Annotated in this window: 18 protein-coding genes and 1 pseudogene; 4 read left to right on the top strand and 15 right to left on the bottom strand. The window is 32.0% G+C overall.

Features of this window, described 5'->3' with window-relative positions:
* Position 1: 1 nt before the first annotated feature.
* From MUA88_RS00505 to MUA88_RS00490, 4 genes are all read right to left on the bottom strand, one after another.
* Positions 2 to 346 (bottom strand): hypothetical protein, encoded by a 345-nt coding sequence (locus MUA88_RS00505; RefSeq protein WP_262604241.1) that lies wholly within the window; start codon positions 344 to 346, stop codon positions 2 to 4.
* Between the two features lie 37 nt (positions 347 to 383).
* Positions 384 to 701 carry a helix-turn-helix domain-containing protein gene (locus MUA88_RS00500; RefSeq protein WP_095114966.1) on the bottom strand — a complete coding sequence of 106 codons (318 nt, stop codon included), beginning with the start codon at positions 699 to 701 and terminating at the stop codon, positions 384 to 386.
* Positions 702 to 952: 251 nt separating this feature from the next.
* Positions 953 to 1,375: an antibiotic biosynthesis monooxygenase family protein gene (locus MUA88_RS00495; RefSeq protein ID WP_262605611.1), complete on the bottom strand. Its 423-nt coding sequence runs from the start codon at positions 1,373 to 1,375 to the stop codon at positions 953 to 955.
* A 30-nt stretch (positions 1,376 to 1,405) separates the two neighbouring features.
* Positions 1,406 to 2,779: a cryptochrome/photolyase family protein gene (locus tag MUA88_RS00490; protein ID WP_262605610.1), complete on the bottom strand. Its 1,374-nt coding sequence runs from the start codon at positions 2,777 to 2,779 to the stop codon at positions 1,406 to 1,408.
* 183 nt (positions 2,780 to 2,962) lie between these two features.
* Between MUA88_RS00490 and MUA88_RS00485 the strand changes: the two genes are divergently transcribed.
* On the top strand, positions 2,963 to 3,388 hold the full coding sequence (locus tag MUA88_RS00485) for a pyridoxamine 5'-phosphate oxidase family protein (protein WP_262605609.1): 426 nt from the start codon (positions 2,963 to 2,965) through the stop codon (positions 3,386 to 3,388).
* A gap of 178 nt (positions 3,389 to 3,566) precedes the next feature.
* On the opposite strand, the pseudogene MUA88_RS00480 reads toward MUA88_RS00485, so the two are convergent.
* A pseudogene (locus MUA88_RS00480) lies at positions 3,567 to 3,948 on the bottom strand (FAD-dependent oxidoreductase); the annotation flags it as partial.
* Positions 3,945 to 4,205: a hypothetical protein gene (locus tag MUA88_RS00475; RefSeq protein WP_262605608.1), complete on the bottom strand. Its 261-nt coding sequence runs from the start codon at positions 4,203 to 4,205 to the stop codon at positions 3,945 to 3,947. The gene MUA88_RS00475 and the pseudogene MUA88_RS00480, both read right to left, overlap by 4 nt.
* 424 nt (positions 4,206 to 4,629) lie before the next feature.
* Between MUA88_RS00475 and MUA88_RS00470 the strand changes: the two genes are divergently transcribed.
* From MUA88_RS00470 to MUA88_RS00460, 3 genes are read left to right on the top strand one after another with little or no spacing between them, the layout of a single operon-like run.
* On the top strand, positions 4,630 to 6,144 hold the full coding sequence (locus MUA88_RS00470; protein WP_262605607.1) for a class I SAM-dependent DNA methyltransferase: 1,515 nt from the start codon (positions 4,630 to 4,632) through the stop codon (positions 6,142 to 6,144).
* Positions 6,134 to 7,405 carry a restriction endonuclease subunit S gene (locus tag MUA88_RS00465; protein ID WP_262605606.1) on the top strand — a complete coding sequence of 424 codons (1,272 nt, stop codon included), beginning with the start codon at positions 6,134 to 6,136 and terminating at the stop codon, positions 7,403 to 7,405. The genes MUA88_RS00470 and MUA88_RS00465 overlap by 11 nt, the downstream gene beginning before the upstream one ends.
* Positions 7,389 to 10,511: a type I restriction endonuclease subunit R gene (locus MUA88_RS00460; RefSeq protein WP_262605605.1), complete on the top strand. Its 3,123-nt coding sequence runs from the start codon at positions 7,389 to 7,391 to the stop codon at positions 10,509 to 10,511. Before MUA88_RS00465 ends, MUA88_RS00460 begins: the two co-directional genes overlap by 17 nt.
* Positions 10,512 to 10,641: 130 nt before the next feature.
* On the opposite strand, the gene MUA88_RS00455 is transcribed toward MUA88_RS00460, so the two are convergent.
* The 9 genes from MUA88_RS00455 to ccrC form a co-directional block, all read right to left on the bottom strand.
* On the bottom strand, positions 10,642 to 11,418 hold the full coding sequence (locus MUA88_RS00455; RefSeq protein WP_051605018.1) for an EcsC family protein: 777 nt from the start codon (positions 11,416 to 11,418) through the stop codon (positions 10,642 to 10,644).
* 31 nt (positions 11,419 to 11,449) lie between these two features.
* Positions 11,450 to 11,629, bottom strand: coding sequence for a hypothetical protein (locus tag MUA88_RS00450; RefSeq protein ID WP_037576880.1), 180 nt, complete (start codon positions 11,627 to 11,629; stop codon positions 11,450 to 11,452).
* A gap of 6 nt (positions 11,630 to 11,635) precedes the next feature.
* Positions 11,636 to 11,938 (bottom strand): hypothetical protein, encoded by a 303-nt coding sequence (locus MUA88_RS00445; protein WP_262605604.1) that lies wholly within the window; start codon positions 11,936 to 11,938, stop codon positions 11,636 to 11,638.
* A 500-nt stretch (positions 11,939 to 12,438) separates the two neighbouring features.
* The gene (locus MUA88_RS00440) at positions 12,439 to 13,317 is read right to left on the bottom strand and encodes a helix-turn-helix transcriptional regulator (RefSeq protein WP_262605603.1); all 879 of its coding nucleotides are present in this window, start codon (positions 13,315 to 13,317) and stop codon (positions 12,439 to 12,441) included.
* Positions 13,318 to 13,524: 207 nt separating this feature from the next.
* Positions 13,525 to 13,740, bottom strand: a complete 216-nt coding sequence (locus MUA88_RS00435) for a hypothetical protein (RefSeq protein ID WP_031886433.1) — start codon at positions 13,738 to 13,740, stop codon at positions 13,525 to 13,527.
* A gap of 18 nt (positions 13,741 to 13,758) precedes the next feature.
* Positions 13,759 to 14,268, bottom strand: coding sequence for a DUF1643 domain-containing protein (locus MUA88_RS00430; RefSeq protein ID WP_262605602.1), 510 nt, complete (start codon positions 14,266 to 14,268; stop codon positions 13,759 to 13,761).
* Between the two features lie 12 nt (positions 14,269 to 14,280).
* Entirely contained in the window at positions 14,281 to 14,592 is a 312-nt protein-coding gene (locus MUA88_RS00425; protein WP_105966009.1) for a DUF960 family protein, read from the bottom strand.
* 95 nt (positions 14,593 to 14,687) lie between these two features.
* A complete protein-coding gene (locus tag MUA88_RS00420) occupies positions 14,688 to 15,026 on the bottom strand; it encodes an SAUGI family uracil-DNA glycosylase inhibitor (protein WP_262605601.1) in 339 nt (112 codons plus the stop codon).
* A gap of 105 nt (positions 15,027 to 15,131) precedes the next feature.
* Positions 15,132 to 16,808 (bottom strand): cassette chromosome recombinase CcrC, encoded by a 1,677-nt coding sequence (gene ccrC / locus MUA88_RS00415; protein WP_262605600.1) that lies wholly within the window; start codon positions 16,806 to 16,808, stop codon positions 15,132 to 15,134.
* Positions 16,809 to 16,997 lie beyond the last annotated feature (189 nt).

Below are 16,997 nucleotides of genomic sequence, written 5' to 3'. Positions count from 1 at the left end.
TTTAAATATAATCCGTCTTTGAATCTAATTGTGTCACTATAAACTCACCTGGTATAAAAGTGATATAAATCAAATTTACAACTACCGGTAGAAAAACACCTAGAAGGATACACAGTGGAAATATCTTAATATGCGTTATACGATAATCAGACAACTTGCTCTTTAACCCTTTGTTAACGAGCCATTTAATCAGCATTACAGTTACAATAAGGTTAGTCACTCCATGAAATACGTACTCTAACCCTTTCCAATTGAAAAAATGCCATAATATCCCTAAATTTTGTGCAAATACTGAAATGCAGAATAGTAATATAACCATACCTAAAATTTTGGCTGTCTTTGCCATCTAATGACCTCTTTCAAAAAATTATGTAGGTAACATTCTATCCGAAAATTTGTCCAAAAGTACCACAGATAACAAGGACAATGATTAAAATAAACCACCATTTTTCATTAGCAAATTCCCAAAAATTCATAGGTAATCTTTCTCTAGAATTTTTAGTCTGCACACCGTTTACTAATTCATCAAGACTTATCTCAAACAGTGTTGCTAATTCATTTAACATCTGAAGGTTAGGCTCCAAAACACCTTGTTCCCACTTTGAAACTGACTGTCGTGTTGTATTCAGTTTTTCTGCCAACGCTTCTTGAGTCAAACCCGCCGCTTTTCGATATTTTCTTATCTGAGTACTAAGTTCCATATATGTCACCTCTTAATAAATGTATCAAAGTGCATGTCAAATTCTGCATATCATTCAGTTCATTTTGTCTCTAAATGAGATCGTTTCATAAAACTTAAAGTCAAAAACCGTATCATTTATGGTATGCTTCCCCTTATCAATGATTTTGCTAAAATTTTTATATCGCTTAAAAAATAGGCAAGTTAGTATTTAAATAACTCGCCTATATGTTTGCAGAAATATCATTTAATTAAAAAATTATGTTATTTAAATTATAAACTAATATTAAATGATAGGTTTCTGTTTACAATAGATTTATCAGCACCTTGCTTGGTTCCTCTATTTTTATGGGATGCTTTATATTCCTGAGACTCTTGCCAATGTTTGTAAGCTGCTTCGTCTTGCCAAAACGTAATGATAACATGATGTTCATGTGTACTATGTGGCTTTAGAAATAATAGATTTTCAAACCTTTCAGTATTCTCTAGATGTTTATCTCTATTTAAGAACACACGCTCGAAGTCTGCCTCTAAACCAGGATTAGCATATAAATGGTTTAAAACTGCATAACCATATTGTGGCAAATCATTAATTTGTTCTAATATAGTATAGTGATATGTCACATTAAATCTATTAATAGTTGCCTCATTATTATTTTTTTCTAAATAAATACGATGTATTTCATTTTTCAACAAATGAATCACTCCTTTTTATTGGGTGATATGTCAAAATTTCTTAAATTTATCCATAACATAATCTCTACTATTTTTATGATTCACGATAGTCTGTGGATAATCTTTTCCAATTTCAATATGATAAATTTCTTGTAACTTGTCTTTATATTTAGTTGGATCATGAATGTATTTACTGCTCACATCATTAAATATTTCTAGCTGTGTTTTAATAAAACACCCTTGCGCATCAAAACGCTCACTTTGACGTATAGGATTAAACATTCTGAAATAAGGCACTGCATCTGTTCCAGTTGATGCTGACCACTGCCATCCATGTACATTAGATGCATTATCATAATCTATCAAATACTGTCTAAAGTACTCCTCCCCCCAAGTCCAATCAATAAATAAATTTTTCGTTAAAAATTGTGATACGACCATTCGTAAGCGATTATGCATATATCCTGTACGATTCAGCATCTTCATTGCAGCATCAACGATTGGGTAACCAGTTTGACCTTTTTTCCATACTTCAAAATGTGTTTTATTATACGACCATTGCATGTTTCGATATTTTTCAGAAAAAGATTTAGTTGCCGTTTCTGGATACTGTGTCATTAACACATAATAAAATTCACGGAATAGAACCTCTCTTATAAAAGCTTCATAATTTTTTTCATCGCTCTCATAATCTTCAAGTAAATCATTTATAATTTCACGAATATCGAGTAGTCCATATGCTAAATATTCACCTAATCCACTTACAAAATCCTGCGACACATCGTCAGTCAATTTATCATAATGAGCTATGTCACCATTTAAAAAATCATCCCAAGCTTTACGCGCTAACTTTTCTATATCTTTATTATTTTCAAATTTTAAGTCACTTTGATTTGAACCCTTTTCCGCAATTTGAGACAACTGCTTAAATTGATAACTTTTTTTAGGGGTGTGTACTAAGTCCTGACGATTTGCTTTATAAAAACTAGTAAATACTTTATAAGGCTGTTGCTGTTTATTAAAAGTCTTTGTTGGCTCAAAATAATGATTCACGCGCTGTCCAATTACTGTAACTTGGTGATTTTCAAAAGCCTTTTTTACATGAGGATAGTCATATATTTCTTTGTGATAACTCATAATATCTTTTGCTACTAATACGTGAGATAACGCCAATGTTTCTGCTAATTCACCTAGCTTTTCGTATGTGACAATATAAGGTTGTATATCATGCTTATCTAAAGCATTTACAAATCCTTTTACAACTTTATAGTAATAGTCACGTTTTACTTCTGATGCGTCAGTTAAATCTTCTAAAGGTAAGATAAAATACAATTTATTTATCTCATTTTGATGCTTCACTATATATTGAAAAAGTGGATTATCTTTCGTTCTAAAAACTCTGTTAAGTATGACTCCTAAATGCATTTTATTGCCTCCCAGCTTGTTTCATACAAATTCACTTTATAATTGTCCTTTAACTTAAGATTGTGTTTTCAATCATATACCCGTTTTAACTTTTGTATAATTCACTAAAAAATAAAATAAATTTTAATACCTTACATATTATAGGCAACTTCAGGGTATATTATTATCAGAGGTGATTAAATTATGAATAACGAACACTTACAAAATGAAATTGAAAATATATTAAATACATCAAAAATAGGTGTCTTATCTACTGCACATAACAATACACCTAATAGTAGATACATGGTATTTTATAATGATGGACACACACTTTATACTAAGACAAGCATTGAGTCTAAAAAAATTGCTGAATTTAAAGATAATCCCAAAGCTCATGTACTTATAGGTTACGATGAAACGAATAATCGTAGTTTTTTAGAAATTGATGCTAATGTTGAAATACTGAAAGATCAAGAGACTATTGATTGGATTTGGAACAAACAAGATAAGTCCTTTTTTGACTCTAAGGATGATCCAAACTTGTGTGTAATTAAAGTAATGCCAAAATCCATAAAAATTATGAACGATAAAAAATTAGACGCACCACAAACCATTACGTTCGATTAGTTAAAAAGGCGAGCCTGGGACATAAATAGATGTCTCAGGCTCGTTTTCAATTTGGCAGTAGGTGACTGAATTGAAAATGCGATTATATATCAAGCTTTTTTCAGTCCTAGTCACCCTTGCCGGGGTGGGACTACGAAATCTATATTAGAAAATTTGATTTCTGTCACACTCCCGTTTTTTATATACCATTATTAATATCTTCTAACATAGCATCAACTGTAATTTTAGCACTCGTCAGTACAATTGGCACTCCTGCCCCCCGGATGAACACTAGCTCCAGCAAAATACAAATTTTTGTAATCTCTGCTCACATTAGGCGGTCTGTAATAGTTACTTTGTGCTAAAGTAGGCATTAAACCAAAGGCTGCTCCAAATTTAGCATTATAATCTCCTTCAAAATCCTTAGGCGTATAAATAATTTCTGTCACAACTTGCTTTTTCAAATCTTTTAACGCTTTAATCGTAGAAAGCTTATTGTAAATAATATCTTTCACTTGTGTGATTGTTGACTCATTAGACCAATCCGTATTACTTGTTTTCAATTCTGAAACGGGCATCAGCGTACTCTTATAAGTATATCGTCTAAAGTAGTTATCAACCTTATTGAATTTGTTATATGATAATCTAATATTAAATTTTCTTTTAAATCATTATTTTCAAAGCTTTTAAAACTCTCTTCCATTTCTTCTTGCGCTAAAGCTAGAAAAAAGCGATTTCTATCATACGAAACCATCAAATCTGCAATACATTGCTTAGCTAAATTATCAAATATGCTCTTATCATCATACATAGTTTTGTTTACATCATAATTAAACATTTAACACCCTCCATTGTTTTTTTATATTACTAAATTTTTTCTTTCCCCTTATAATTTTAATAACAGAATAATTCACTAGATATTTGAACGCAAAATTACTACTAATATACAGTATTATTGATTAACAATATCTACAATAACCACAATCATCGCATAAATAGTAGTATTAATTGTCACATTTATTGCACCATCCACTCCTATATTTCTTATCATACTTTTTCAACTTATATTTTTTTCATTAAAAAACCTTTTTTGCTTAATTGATTATATAATAAGCTAGCTATACTTTTGTAACTAGCTACTTAATTTCACTTACCAAATATCACAAATAATATTTTTTCACATAGAAAACCACAAGAAAAGTCACATAAAGCCTTAATATTTGATATATTTGTGTAAAGGATAACATAAAGGCGGAATATAAATGGCGACAATTGGATTTGAAGAAAAATTATGGCAAGCAGCAGATAAATTACGTGGCAGTATGGATGCAGCAGAATATAAAAATGTAGCATTAGGTATTATATTTTTGAAATATGTTTCTGATTCTTTTGAGGAAAAATATGAAGAATTATTGAATGATGAATATGCTGATGAAGAAGATAAAGATGAATATTTAGCAGAGAATATTTTCTGGATTCCTAAAGAATCAAGATGGCAATACATAAATGATAATTCTAAGAAGTCAGAAATTGGTCAAATTATCGATAAAGCTATGATAGCAATTGAAAGAGAAAATGAGTCTTTAAAAGGGGTATTGCCTAAAGATTACGCAAGACCTGCATTAGATAAAGAAAAATTAGGAGATATTATTGATTTATTTACTTTCAAGGTCGGAGACTCTGAAAGTAAGAAGCAAGATGTCTTGGGACGTGTTTATGAATACTTTATCGCAAAATTTGCGAGCGCTGAGGGTAAAAATGCTGGGGAATTCTACACCCCTGCTTCAATCGTTAAATTACTTGTTGAAATGATTGAACCTTATCAAGGTAGAATTTATGACCCTTGTTGTGGGTCGGGCGGAATGTTTGTACAAAGTGAACATTTTATAGAACGTCATCAAGGCCGTATAGATGATATTGCTGTTTATGGTCAAGAATCTAATCCAACAACTTGGAAATTAGCAAAAATGAATTTGGCTATTCGAGGTATAGATAATGATTTAGGTGATCATCATGCAGACACATTTCATAATGATTTACATAAAGATTTGAAAGCTGATTTTATATTGGCTAACCCACCATTCAATGCAAGTGATTGGGGACAAGAAAAATTATTAGATGATTATCGCTGGAAATTTGGTATTCCTCCAAAAGGAAATGCCAACTATGCATGGATTGAACATATGATTTCAAAACTTGCACCAAGTGGTACAGCAGGATTTGTATTAGCCAATGGTTCAATGTCTACAAGTGGTAAAGATGAATTAGAAATACGTAAAAACTTAATTGAACAAGACTTAGTAGAATGTATAGTTACATTACCAGGGCAACTATTCTATTCAACTCAAATTCCAGTATGTTTGTGGTTCGTGACAAAAAATAAAGCTAAAAACGGCAAGAATGAACGACGTGGAGAAGTACTATTTATAGATGCTAGAAATATTGGAAGTATGGTATCAAGAACATTAAAAGAATTCTCAGATTATGAAATAAAAGATATAGCAAATGTATATCACTCATGGCGTGGTACAAACGATAATCAATATGAAGATAAAGCAGGTTTCTGTAAAGTAGCAAAGACAGAAGAAATAAAAAACAATGAATATATCTTAACACCAGGACGTTATGTAGGCTTAGCAGAAGTAGAAGAAGATTCAGAACCATTTGAACAGAAAATGGAAAGAATCACAGCAGATTTAAGTGAACAATTTGCGAAATCAAAAGAACTCGAAGACCAAATCCGAAAATCATTGGAGGGATTAGGTTATGGAGTATAGAAAACTAGGTGATTACTGTGAAGTCAAGGGTGGTAAAAGATTGCCTAAGGGTGAACAATTAGTAGAATATGAAACAAACCATCCGTATTTGAGAATCTCAGACTATTCAAACGGGAGTGTAAATCTTAATAATTTAAAATATGTAACAGAGGAAACGTTTCAAAAAATTTCAAGGTATATAATAAATGAAGGAGATATATTCCTTTCCATAGTAGGGACTATTGGAATAGTGGATTTTATTGATTATAAATTAGATAGCGCTAGCCTAACAGAAAATGCAGTGAGAATACGTTCGTTTAATGAAAGCGTTTTAAGCACTAAGTTCTTATCCTATTTTCTCAAGTCAGATCAAGGACAGAATGAAATGTTTATTAGGACTGTGGGCTCTACACAACCAAAGCTAGCAATCACAAGAATAAAAGATATAAATATTCCTATAATAGATATAAAATCTCAACAAAAAATTTCTAATATTTTAAGTACTATTGATGAGAAAATCACCTTGAATAAAAATTTAATAGCAAATCTTGAAGAACTTTCTCAAACACTATTTAAACGTTGGTTTGTTGATTTTGAATTTCCTGATGAAAATGGAAATCCATACAAATCAAGCGGCGGAGAGATGGTTGATAGCGAACTGGGAGAGATACCAAAAGGATGGAATGTGAAAAACTTAGATGATATTGCAAATTATGTGAATGGTCTTGCTATGCAAAAATTTAAGCCTACTGATAATCAAAACAGCCTACCAGTTGTCAAAATTAAAGAATTAAAAAATGGTTCTACTGATGAAAATAGTAATAGATGTACTTCTGAGATACCAGATAAAGCACTAATAAATGATGGTGATATAATATTTTCTTGGTCTGCTACATTAGTAGTGAAAATGTGGTGTGGTGGAAAAGCAGGTTTAAATCAACATTTATTTAAAGTTTCATCTGATAAGTATCCTAAATGGTTTTATTATTATTGGACTAAAAGATATATTGATTATTTTATTGGAATTGCTAACGATAAGGCTACAACAATGGGACATATTAATAGGAAACACCTTAATCATGCAAAAATATTAATACCTAATGATAGTACTTTAGAAAAATTTTCAAGAACTTTTGATGATCTACTTGAAAAAGAATTAAGTGTAAGTAAAGAAATTAAAAGATTAATAGAACTACGTGACACATTATTACCTAAATTAATGTCAGGTGAAATTGAGATACCTGATGACATCGAGGTGAATGAAGATGAGCTTTCAATTTAGTGAAGATGATTTAGAACAGGTGTCATTGAAGTGGTTTGAGGGTCTTGGTTATTCTGTTAAGAATGGTCGAGATAGTGGTGAAAATGGGATTATGAATGAACGGGAGAGCGACAAAGATGTTGTGCTTGATGATCGTTTGGAAGCAGCTTTAAGACGTATTAATCCTGAACTCAATAATAGTGCTATTGAACAGGCTATACGTGAAATTTCTATTGAGAAGTCTCCTAGTTTATTAGAGAATAACCGTTCTTTCCATGAAATGGTTACAAATGGTATTGAGGTTGAACACTATAATAATGACGGTGAGACGATTAATGATTTGGTATATGTATTCGACTTTGATAACCCAGGAAATAATGATTTTTTAGCGGTTAATCAGTTAACTGTTGTAAACGGAGATTATAAAAAGCGACCTGATATTGTGTTATTCATAAATGGATTACCAGTAGTGGTCATTGAACTGAAAAATTCTACAAATGAATCTGTTGGTATTGAAGACGGGTATCATCAGTTAGAAACTTATAAAATGAGAATTCCACAATTATTTAATCATAATGCAGTATTAGTGACGAGTGATGGTGTTAATACAAAAGCTGGTTCTTTAACTGCTGATTATGATCGTTTTATGACTTGGCGTACTAAAGATGGAAAAACTGAAGATTCATCAACGTTTCGCAGTTTAGATATATTGATTCACGGTATGCTAAATAAGGAAGTACTATTAGATTTAATTCGTCATTTTGTTTTGTTCCAAGATGACGGTAAAGGACATATAGTTAAAATATTAGCTGCATACCATCAATACTATGCAGTGAATAAAGCTGTTGATCGTGCTATGGAAGCAACATCTGAACGTGGAGACGGCAAGGGTGGCGTTATTTGGCACACACAAGGTTCTGGTAAGAGTTTGACAATGGTCTTCTTCTCAGGAAAGTTAATTCAAAAATTAAATAATCCAACATTAGTGGTCGTAACAGACCGTAATGACTTAGACAATCAATTGTATGGTACTTTTGTTAAGTCCAAAGGACGCTCAGGTAAAGGATTACTAAGACAGACACCTAAACAAGCTGAATCAAGAAAAGAATTGAAAGAACTATTATCTGTAGAATCAGGTGGTATCGTATTTACAACTATGCAGAAATTCGAACCTGACGAAGGTCAAGTGACAATGGATGCATTAACAGAACGTAAAAATGTAGTAGTAATGGCAGACGAAGCACACCGCACACAATATGGCTTCAAAGCAACTTACGATGAAAAAGGTGAAGGTATTAAATATGGATATGCAAAATATTTAAGAGATGCTCTACCTAACGCTTCGTTCGTTGGTTTTACTGGAACACCTGTATCTTCGACAGATAAAAATACGCAAATGGTATTTGGAAATTATATTGATGTATATGATATGACACAATCTGTAGAAGACGGTAGTACGGTTAAAATATACTATGAAAGTCGTATTATTCCATTAAATTTACCAACCGATTTAGATATTGATGAAGCATATGATGTCATTACTTCTGACCAAGAAGAAGATACTAAATCTCGATTGAAATCTAAGTGGTCACGTATAGAAGCTCTATCTGGTGCAGAACAACGTGTACATGCTTTAGCAACTGACATTATTAATCACTTTGAAACAAGGCAGAAGGCAATGAAAGGTAAAGGTATGATTGTCACAATGAGTCGTCGTATTGCAGTCGATTTATATGATGAAATTGTAAGGCTAAAACCAGAATGGCATTCAGACGATGATGACAAAGGTGTTATCAAAGTGGTTATGACAGGTTCATCAAGCGATCCTCAAAACTTCCAAAAACATATAGGTCCGAAAAAGAGAAGAAACCTTCTAGAGAATCGCATGAAAGATGTTAATGATGAATTGCAACTCGTAATTGTGCGAGACATGTGGTTAACAGGATTTGATGTGCCTTCAATGCATACAATGTACATAGATAAACCGATGAAAGGCCACAATTTAATGCAAGCTATTGCACGTGTTAATAGAGTATTTAAAGATAAACCGGGCGGCTTAATTGTTGACTATGTAGGTATTGCTGAAAGTCTGAAGGAAGCATTAAAAGAGTATACAGACTCTGATAGAGAACAAACAGGTATAGACACAGATAAAGCGCTTGAAGTTATGCTAATGAAATACGATATCATTCAAGATATGCTATATAATCATGACTATTCTGATTTTGAGTCAGAAGATCAATTAAATCGCTATAATGCTATCTCAAATACGATGGATTATATCATTGGATTAGGTGAGAAAGAACGAGAGCGATTTGTGACAACAGTGACAGAGCTTTCTAAGGCATTTGCATTATGTGCAACAGAGGAAGCTGCTCGAGAACTGAATAGTGAAATTGCGTTTTTAAAAGCCGTTAAATCCGGACTTGTTAAATTATTAGCTCCACCTAGTGAAGGAAGCAAGCGTAAAAAGACACCTGCTGAAATAGAAGCAGAAATCAATCAATTGATTTCAAAGTCAGTTGTAACTGAAGAAGTTGTAGATATTTATCAAACACTCGGAATTGAAAATCCAGATATCTCAATCTTGTCAGATGATTTCTTAAAAGATGTAGAAGGATTACAACAAAAAAATGTTGCAGTTGAGTTGTTAAACAAATTACTTAAAGGACAAGTTAAGTCATTAATGAAAACAAATGCTACAGTATCTAAAAGATTTTCTGAGATGCTAAGTAAATCAATACAAAAATACAACAATCGTTCTATAGAAGCTTCAAAAGTCATAGAAGAATTGATTCAAATGGCGAAAGAAATAAATCAAGAAAAACAACGAGGAAAAGACTTAGGTCTGAGCACGGAGGAAATTGCTTTTTATGATGCATTAGCCTCTCATGAAACTGCAAAAGAAGCAATGGGGGATAAAGAATTACGAGCTATTGCACATGAATTAACAAAAACGGTCAAGAATAATATGAGTGTAGACTGGTCAAAACGTGAGAGCGCAAAGGCTAAAATGAGAGTCCAAGTAAGACGACTATTAAAGAAATATGGTTACCCACCTGATCTTCAAAAAATGGCTGTAGAACAAGTTGTAGAACAAGCAGAACTAATGGCCAGCCAACAATAAAAATAAATTAATCATAGCATCCTTCACCGCAAAGTGAGGGATGCTATGATTTTATATAAAAAGAGTCTATATCATTTTTCAAATGATGTAGACTCTTGAAATGAACATTAAGTATTTATAAATGAAGTTGTTAATCTATTACAACGCCTTCAGCTTCAATAATTTTAACATCCTTAGCTTTTTCCTTTGAAGAGTAGTTGATTGAATTACTTAGTTCATTTTTTAATTTTTTACCCATCGGTTTAAGAGAAGCATAATTCATGCCTCCAGATACAACACCGCCCACAACAGGTATAGCTTTAGAAATACCTTTGGCAAAGGTATCTTTTGTCAGTTTAATGCCAAATGTCTTTAGAACCTTTTTTAAAATCGGATAGTATACAGTCTTAGTCAATGCTTTTCCAGGAATAGATTTGAGAGCTTGTGTAGAAGCTTGCTTCGATAATAATCGAACAGTAGAACCAGCAGCAGTCACACCTAGCATTACTCCTAAATAGATAATCAACATATTTTTAGATTCCTCACTAAGCTCACCACTATCGTTAAACAAGTCCTCAAGTCCATAGATATAAGAAAGTTCTTGAGCTAGTTTTAATGCAAAACCATAAAACTGTACCATATCTGCGGGGATAGTTGCAGCTAAAGCAATGCCTCCAGGTAAGCCAGTCATAAATGAGGTGCTTGTAGATTTAATTAATGCATCGTTGATAGCTCTATTGGCTACTTTATCCAAATCTTTTTTTGATACAAGTTTTACTGGCCCGTTTTCAATTAATTCATTCATATCAATGTTGTAATCCGAAAACGCTTTTAGCAAAAATTCCTTTCGTTTTACTTTAACAAATGGTAATTTTACTGCTTGTTCGATAACTTGTAAGGCTTTGTTTTCATCATTTTTTTGTTCCAATTTCATTTTCCCCTTTATATTAATTTATAATTTATCTAACTTTTTTCCAGAATGGGTTTAAAAAGGCAAGATATATAACCGCAAATAACACATAGGCTATAATCAATAATGTCATAAACGAAAATCCTCCAAAAGCCAGACCAATTTGTATAGCCATGAATACACAAAATAATTGTAATAACAGTAATATAATCCCTTTTGCTAATGTCATTTTTTATCACTCTCCATACATTTTTTCATATCTGTCATCTAATCTATGTTGTAGTTCATTAAGTTCCTTATTTGACATACTATCTTGACCTGTAAAAATGCTTAGCGTCATAGAACCGTACATCATAGGAAGCCAAAGAACTAACATAATTAGAAAGGAGGCGAACATTATAGGTAGCCGTTTACCATTTTTGATCCCAAGAAAAAATTGTTTTAACTTACTTTGTGATAATTCTTTCATGTTACTACTTTTGATATGTTTTTGAGAATCTTGTATTTTTTTATTTAGTTTGTCTTTATAGTTATTCATTTTTATCCCCCTATATTTTAATTGATTTTACTAATATCTGGCGTAATGTCGTATTCATACACTTTGTCTTTTAAAATTTTTTTCACGAATCTGTAATCTGTAAGATTTTGGATTATCTTTTATTTGATAAGCAATATCTAAGGATACTGTCATTCTTGGACTAAACGATGTGCCGTCGATGTATCTTTTATCACTCGCAAACTCTACCATCAATAATTAGTTTGAATGTTGCATTTGGCTTAAGTATATTATCTTTATTTTTTAAATTTTCAATTTGCATATGAACATGAAGTTTGTTTTTGTATTCGCTTGGGTAGTCATTATATGAAATTTTGTAACCATCTGGTTCTATTGATTCTTCTTTTGAAAGCTTTGTAGTATGATTTTTAAATAAAATAAATAGTATGGTTATTAATCATATGATAATAATTACTATTGTCTTTTTATTGACTTAGCTAATAAAGGTTACCTCATTCTTTAAAATATTTTTATTAGTACTTTTAAATTTGAATTTGCTGTTTTAAATATGTTGACTGAAGAAGTAGCAGTTCATCAATCACTATTTCTCTTAAATCTAGTGGAGATATAATACGAACTTGAGACCGATAATTAAAACAAAGTTGGATCGCTTCATAAGGCAACATATCTTCAATTGTAACTACTATTAAATTTTTGAAGTACTTCTCAATAATATAGTTTTCATAATATAAATGAATATCTTTCCAAATGTCTTTAGTCATTTCTAACGTAACTTGCGTACGTTCATCATCAGTAATATCTTCTTCTTTAAAGGATTTATTTGAGGTTTGAATGTTTAAATGACCAACATTTGTTCTTAGTAAATTTCCTTCCATCAAGTAGGTTAAATAAAAGCCATAGTTGTTATAGTTTAATGTAATAGGGAGTATGTTTTCGTTATCTTTCAATAAATAATTTTTTGTATTAATTGCCTGTGTAGTTATAGCTAGATTACTTACCGAAGGTATATCGCTATCAACTATAAATTTATCAAGATACTGATATAATTCATTTTGATGGTTTGAATGGTGTTTATTGATGAGCTCCTTTAAATATCGGTAGAATGGATAGCTAATAGTGGGCATGGTGACGTATAATTTTGTCAAAATATCATACATATAATACAGATTTTCATTTTTATCATGATTTATCGTGTAACTTTCAAGATCGTAATCATACTTCACTTCATATTGAGTATCCAGCCAGTGTTCTGATTCATACAAGAAATTTCTTATATCATCGATATCTCTTTGAATCGTTCGTGTACTCGTGTTTAACATTAAGGCTAATGACTTCTTATTCACTTTTTTATTTTGTAACAAACGATGGTAAATCGTGAGTATACGAAAAGCACGATCCAATATGGCACCCCCTTTGAATTACATTTTATACAATAGGTTTGTCAAAATATGTCATTTCCTATAGAAAGCGCTAATTATTTAAAAGTTTTATTTGAGGTTGAGTTTTCTTTAGTTTAGAGGCCTTTTAAAAAATAGGCGGTTTTTAGAAATGTGAAGTTGCCAAAATATGTCTTTATCCGTGTTTTATTAGTGAATGATTATTCCTAACTATGACATTTTATCGATATATCTTTGGACGAGTTGATTTAAATCGTTATTAATAAACGTCAAGATAGCGTCATTGTCCATATAGTCTAAATAAATTTGGTCTAGTATTTCGTTATCATTAATGTCATAAAAATAACTCACAAGACTTTTAAAGACAGTATCATGAGCTGAATTTTGTAATATTGATTTAAGCGATTGCCAATCTATGTTTGTCATTGGTATCGTCTCCTTTTCTTAGAAGGGTTTTAAATGCCATTTTTGTCTTGCTTTTGGATTGAGTGGATGCATAATTTCGTTTGTTTCAGGATTTATAAGTTTTTTCACTTTTTTCTTATGGGGTTTCAACATCTCTAATATCGTTTGAACACGTTGCTCGACCACTGGACGTTTGGCGTAAGCGCCATAAGCCAATATAATCTCATCAGCTTCTGAAATACTTTTCATTAAATGAATATCTGTATGCTTGTCATAAGGCGACTGAATATGTTTTATATTTCCGGAGGAAGAGATATTTGAAAAAAGATTAACAAAATAAATAGCGCCTAACTTGGCGTTACTTGATAATGCATTGAGGACTAATACGTTCGTTAGATCTAAAGAGGTTACCCCATCATAATGAGGATACATTGTAATAACGGTGCACGTAGATTTTGATGCGTCCCATGTCTTTTTGAGTAGATAACGATGTTGCCCGTCATCACTAAAAATAGCTTCGGTTTCGAGTGTGGATTGGATATGTTTCATTGCTAATCTCCTTTAGTATTCTTCGGGTAGTAACATTACATAATAAGAAAAGTCTACATCGTCCTCTCGGATGACGTAGACTTTACTAATGTTTACCTGATGATTGTCATTTGCTTTTGTATATTGAAAGTATTCGGGATTTTCTTGAGTATGTCTTATAAAAAGCTTTTGTTGATGCATAATAAACTGAAAGATATGAAAATAGTCCAAGGGTTCTTGTTCGTTCGATTGGTTGGTATCTTTTTGTAGGACGAGGTCCCATATTTGATGTTGTAAGGTGGGGGATAAGTTATTGGCAATACCACGTGTAATATATCTATTCATAAGCGTTTTCCCTTCTTTCTGATTCTTTCATCCAAGTTATTATTTCACTTAGAACTGTAATGACTAGTTGTGTGAATTTGATGTATTTATGCATATTATTGTCCTCCTGTTAGTAAGTATCGTTGATCCAAAAGGGGCATGATAGTGTTGTGTAGGTATAAGAAATCCATATCGTGATTTTCATCGATATAGCCGATAGCTATGAGTTGTTTCTGATGGTAGAGGATGAACGGGTAGATATTACTTTCATGAAGTGTATCAGAGTAGTAGGTATAGGTTTGAAGTATTTTATTACTGAGTGGGCCAAGTCTTACGTATTGATCAGGTAGAATATCATCAGCGACTTCCTCGATGGATTCACATTCCCACTTTTCTTCCTTTGGTAGGTTGAATAAGTTGGTTATATAGTGCTTGAGTTGTTGTTCCAGTGTCATCATTATGACCTCCTAATGTATTGGTTTGATGTAGTCATGTGATACATCATTTAGATAATATATATTTGATTTTTATTTAATTTCTCTCACTTTTTTCACTAATAACTAAGTGGTAAAAGTGGTGATTTGGTCGATGAAATAATTCTTTCGACCGTCTATCTCGAATTGGAATTTGGGCATAAAAAAAGACCCCCAATCTTTTTTCAAAGATTGAGGGATAAGACTTTCGTCAATTTTATACCTTACAAGTTTTACTTGTTTATCTGTCGTAATTTCAATAGAGTCAATCAACATCTTCATAAGTTGATTTTTTGCTTCTGGTGTAGCTTCTCTCAAGTAGATACTAAATCGGCTAATCATCATGGTTAAACGGCTTTTAAGTTTATCAAAATCAGGTACTTCAGCTTGTGATTCCCTAGCTTGTTGCGTTTCTTTAATTTGCTTATCTAACATCTCTAGTTGTTCATTTATCTGACTTTGTTTTGCTTTTAACATTTCGCTATCCATTTGATCATCTAAGAACAATTCTAACAATCGTTCTTGTTGTGTTTTAAGCTTAGCTTTTTGTTTTTCTAAACTATCAATGTCATATTTAATTTCTGTTTGGTTACTATGCTTTTGTTTCAGTTCTTCTATCACATTTGATGCAATCTGCTTAATAACATCAGGTTGTGAAAGAATACGATTCAAATGAACATTGATTACGCGTTCGACGACTTCAGCATTAATCGCATTACTATGACATGCAGAACTCCCTGAGCGGTTGAATAATGAACAAATGTAATAGCGTTTGATTGTCCGTTCTTTCGACTTTTTCGTTTTATAATAAGTCCGTCGGCATACCATATTATTGCCGCACTCTGGACATTTAATGAGCCCACGAAGATAGAAATCTCCACCAATAGGTCTGCCCGGTTTAAAACTTTTAGAAGCTAATTTTTCATGCACTTGATCAAATACTTCTTCACTTATAATTGCTTCATGTTTACCTTTGACCAATATCACATCATTTTTATCACTTTTGCCACTTCTTCGCTGTACAGCCCAGTTTTGATGGTTATTGAATCTGACATAGCCTTTATAGACTGGATTATTCAAAATGTATTTAACACCATACACTGAAAATGGCTTTTGATTAATAGTACGATACCCCTTTTGATTAAGTACGGTTGTAATGGCTTTGAGGCCTTTATTATGATTCAAATATAAATCGAAAATTTCACGTACAATATTAGCTTCATTTTCATCGATAACCAAATCATTTTTCTGAGTAAGTGGATTAAGTGATAACTTATAGCCTAGCACTCTGCCTGTAATAGCCTCTCCACTACGTGCTTTGGCATTCATCGACATTTTGACGTTACTGATCAGTGTTGAACGCTCAATTGACCCTATTAACCCAAACATTGTAACGAGTACTTCTCCAGAAGCATTGGATGTATCAATATTCTCAGAAATCGATTTATAACCTACGCCATGTTCTTTGAATTCATGAATGATATTAAAAACGTCTCTCATTGATCGTGAGATACGATTCAATTTCCAACTTAACACCATTTCGATTTTATTATCCTTAACATCTTGTAATAGACGTTTCATTGCTGGTCGACCTTCAATATCTTTACCTGATATACCTGAATCGATATAAGTTTCATAGTCATAACCTGGATAGTTTTTCACAACTTCTTTGATGAGCACTTGCTCTTGTTCATGGATTGAATAACCACGTTCAGATTGCTCAGATGTACTTACACGTGAGTACAGTGCAATTTTCTTACTCATAATGTACCGCTCCTTTTATTAGATTATTGCTACAGACCATCGGTCTTGTAACATCATATGGATAATATATATTTATAATTTCGTTTCATTTTTATCACTTTTACCACTTAATCATATGAGTACTACAGGCAACTGCCTGTAGTACGTAATTAGATTACTTACCTTTATTGATACGTTCTTCTATGATAG

Source organism: Staphylococcus sp. IVB6240 (genome assembly GCF_025558425.1).
Classification (GTDB): Bacteria; Bacillota; Bacilli; order Staphylococcales; family Staphylococcaceae; genus Staphylococcus.
Note: the sequence above shows the minus strand (reverse complement) of the source record. Positions and strands in the feature narration are given on the sequence as shown.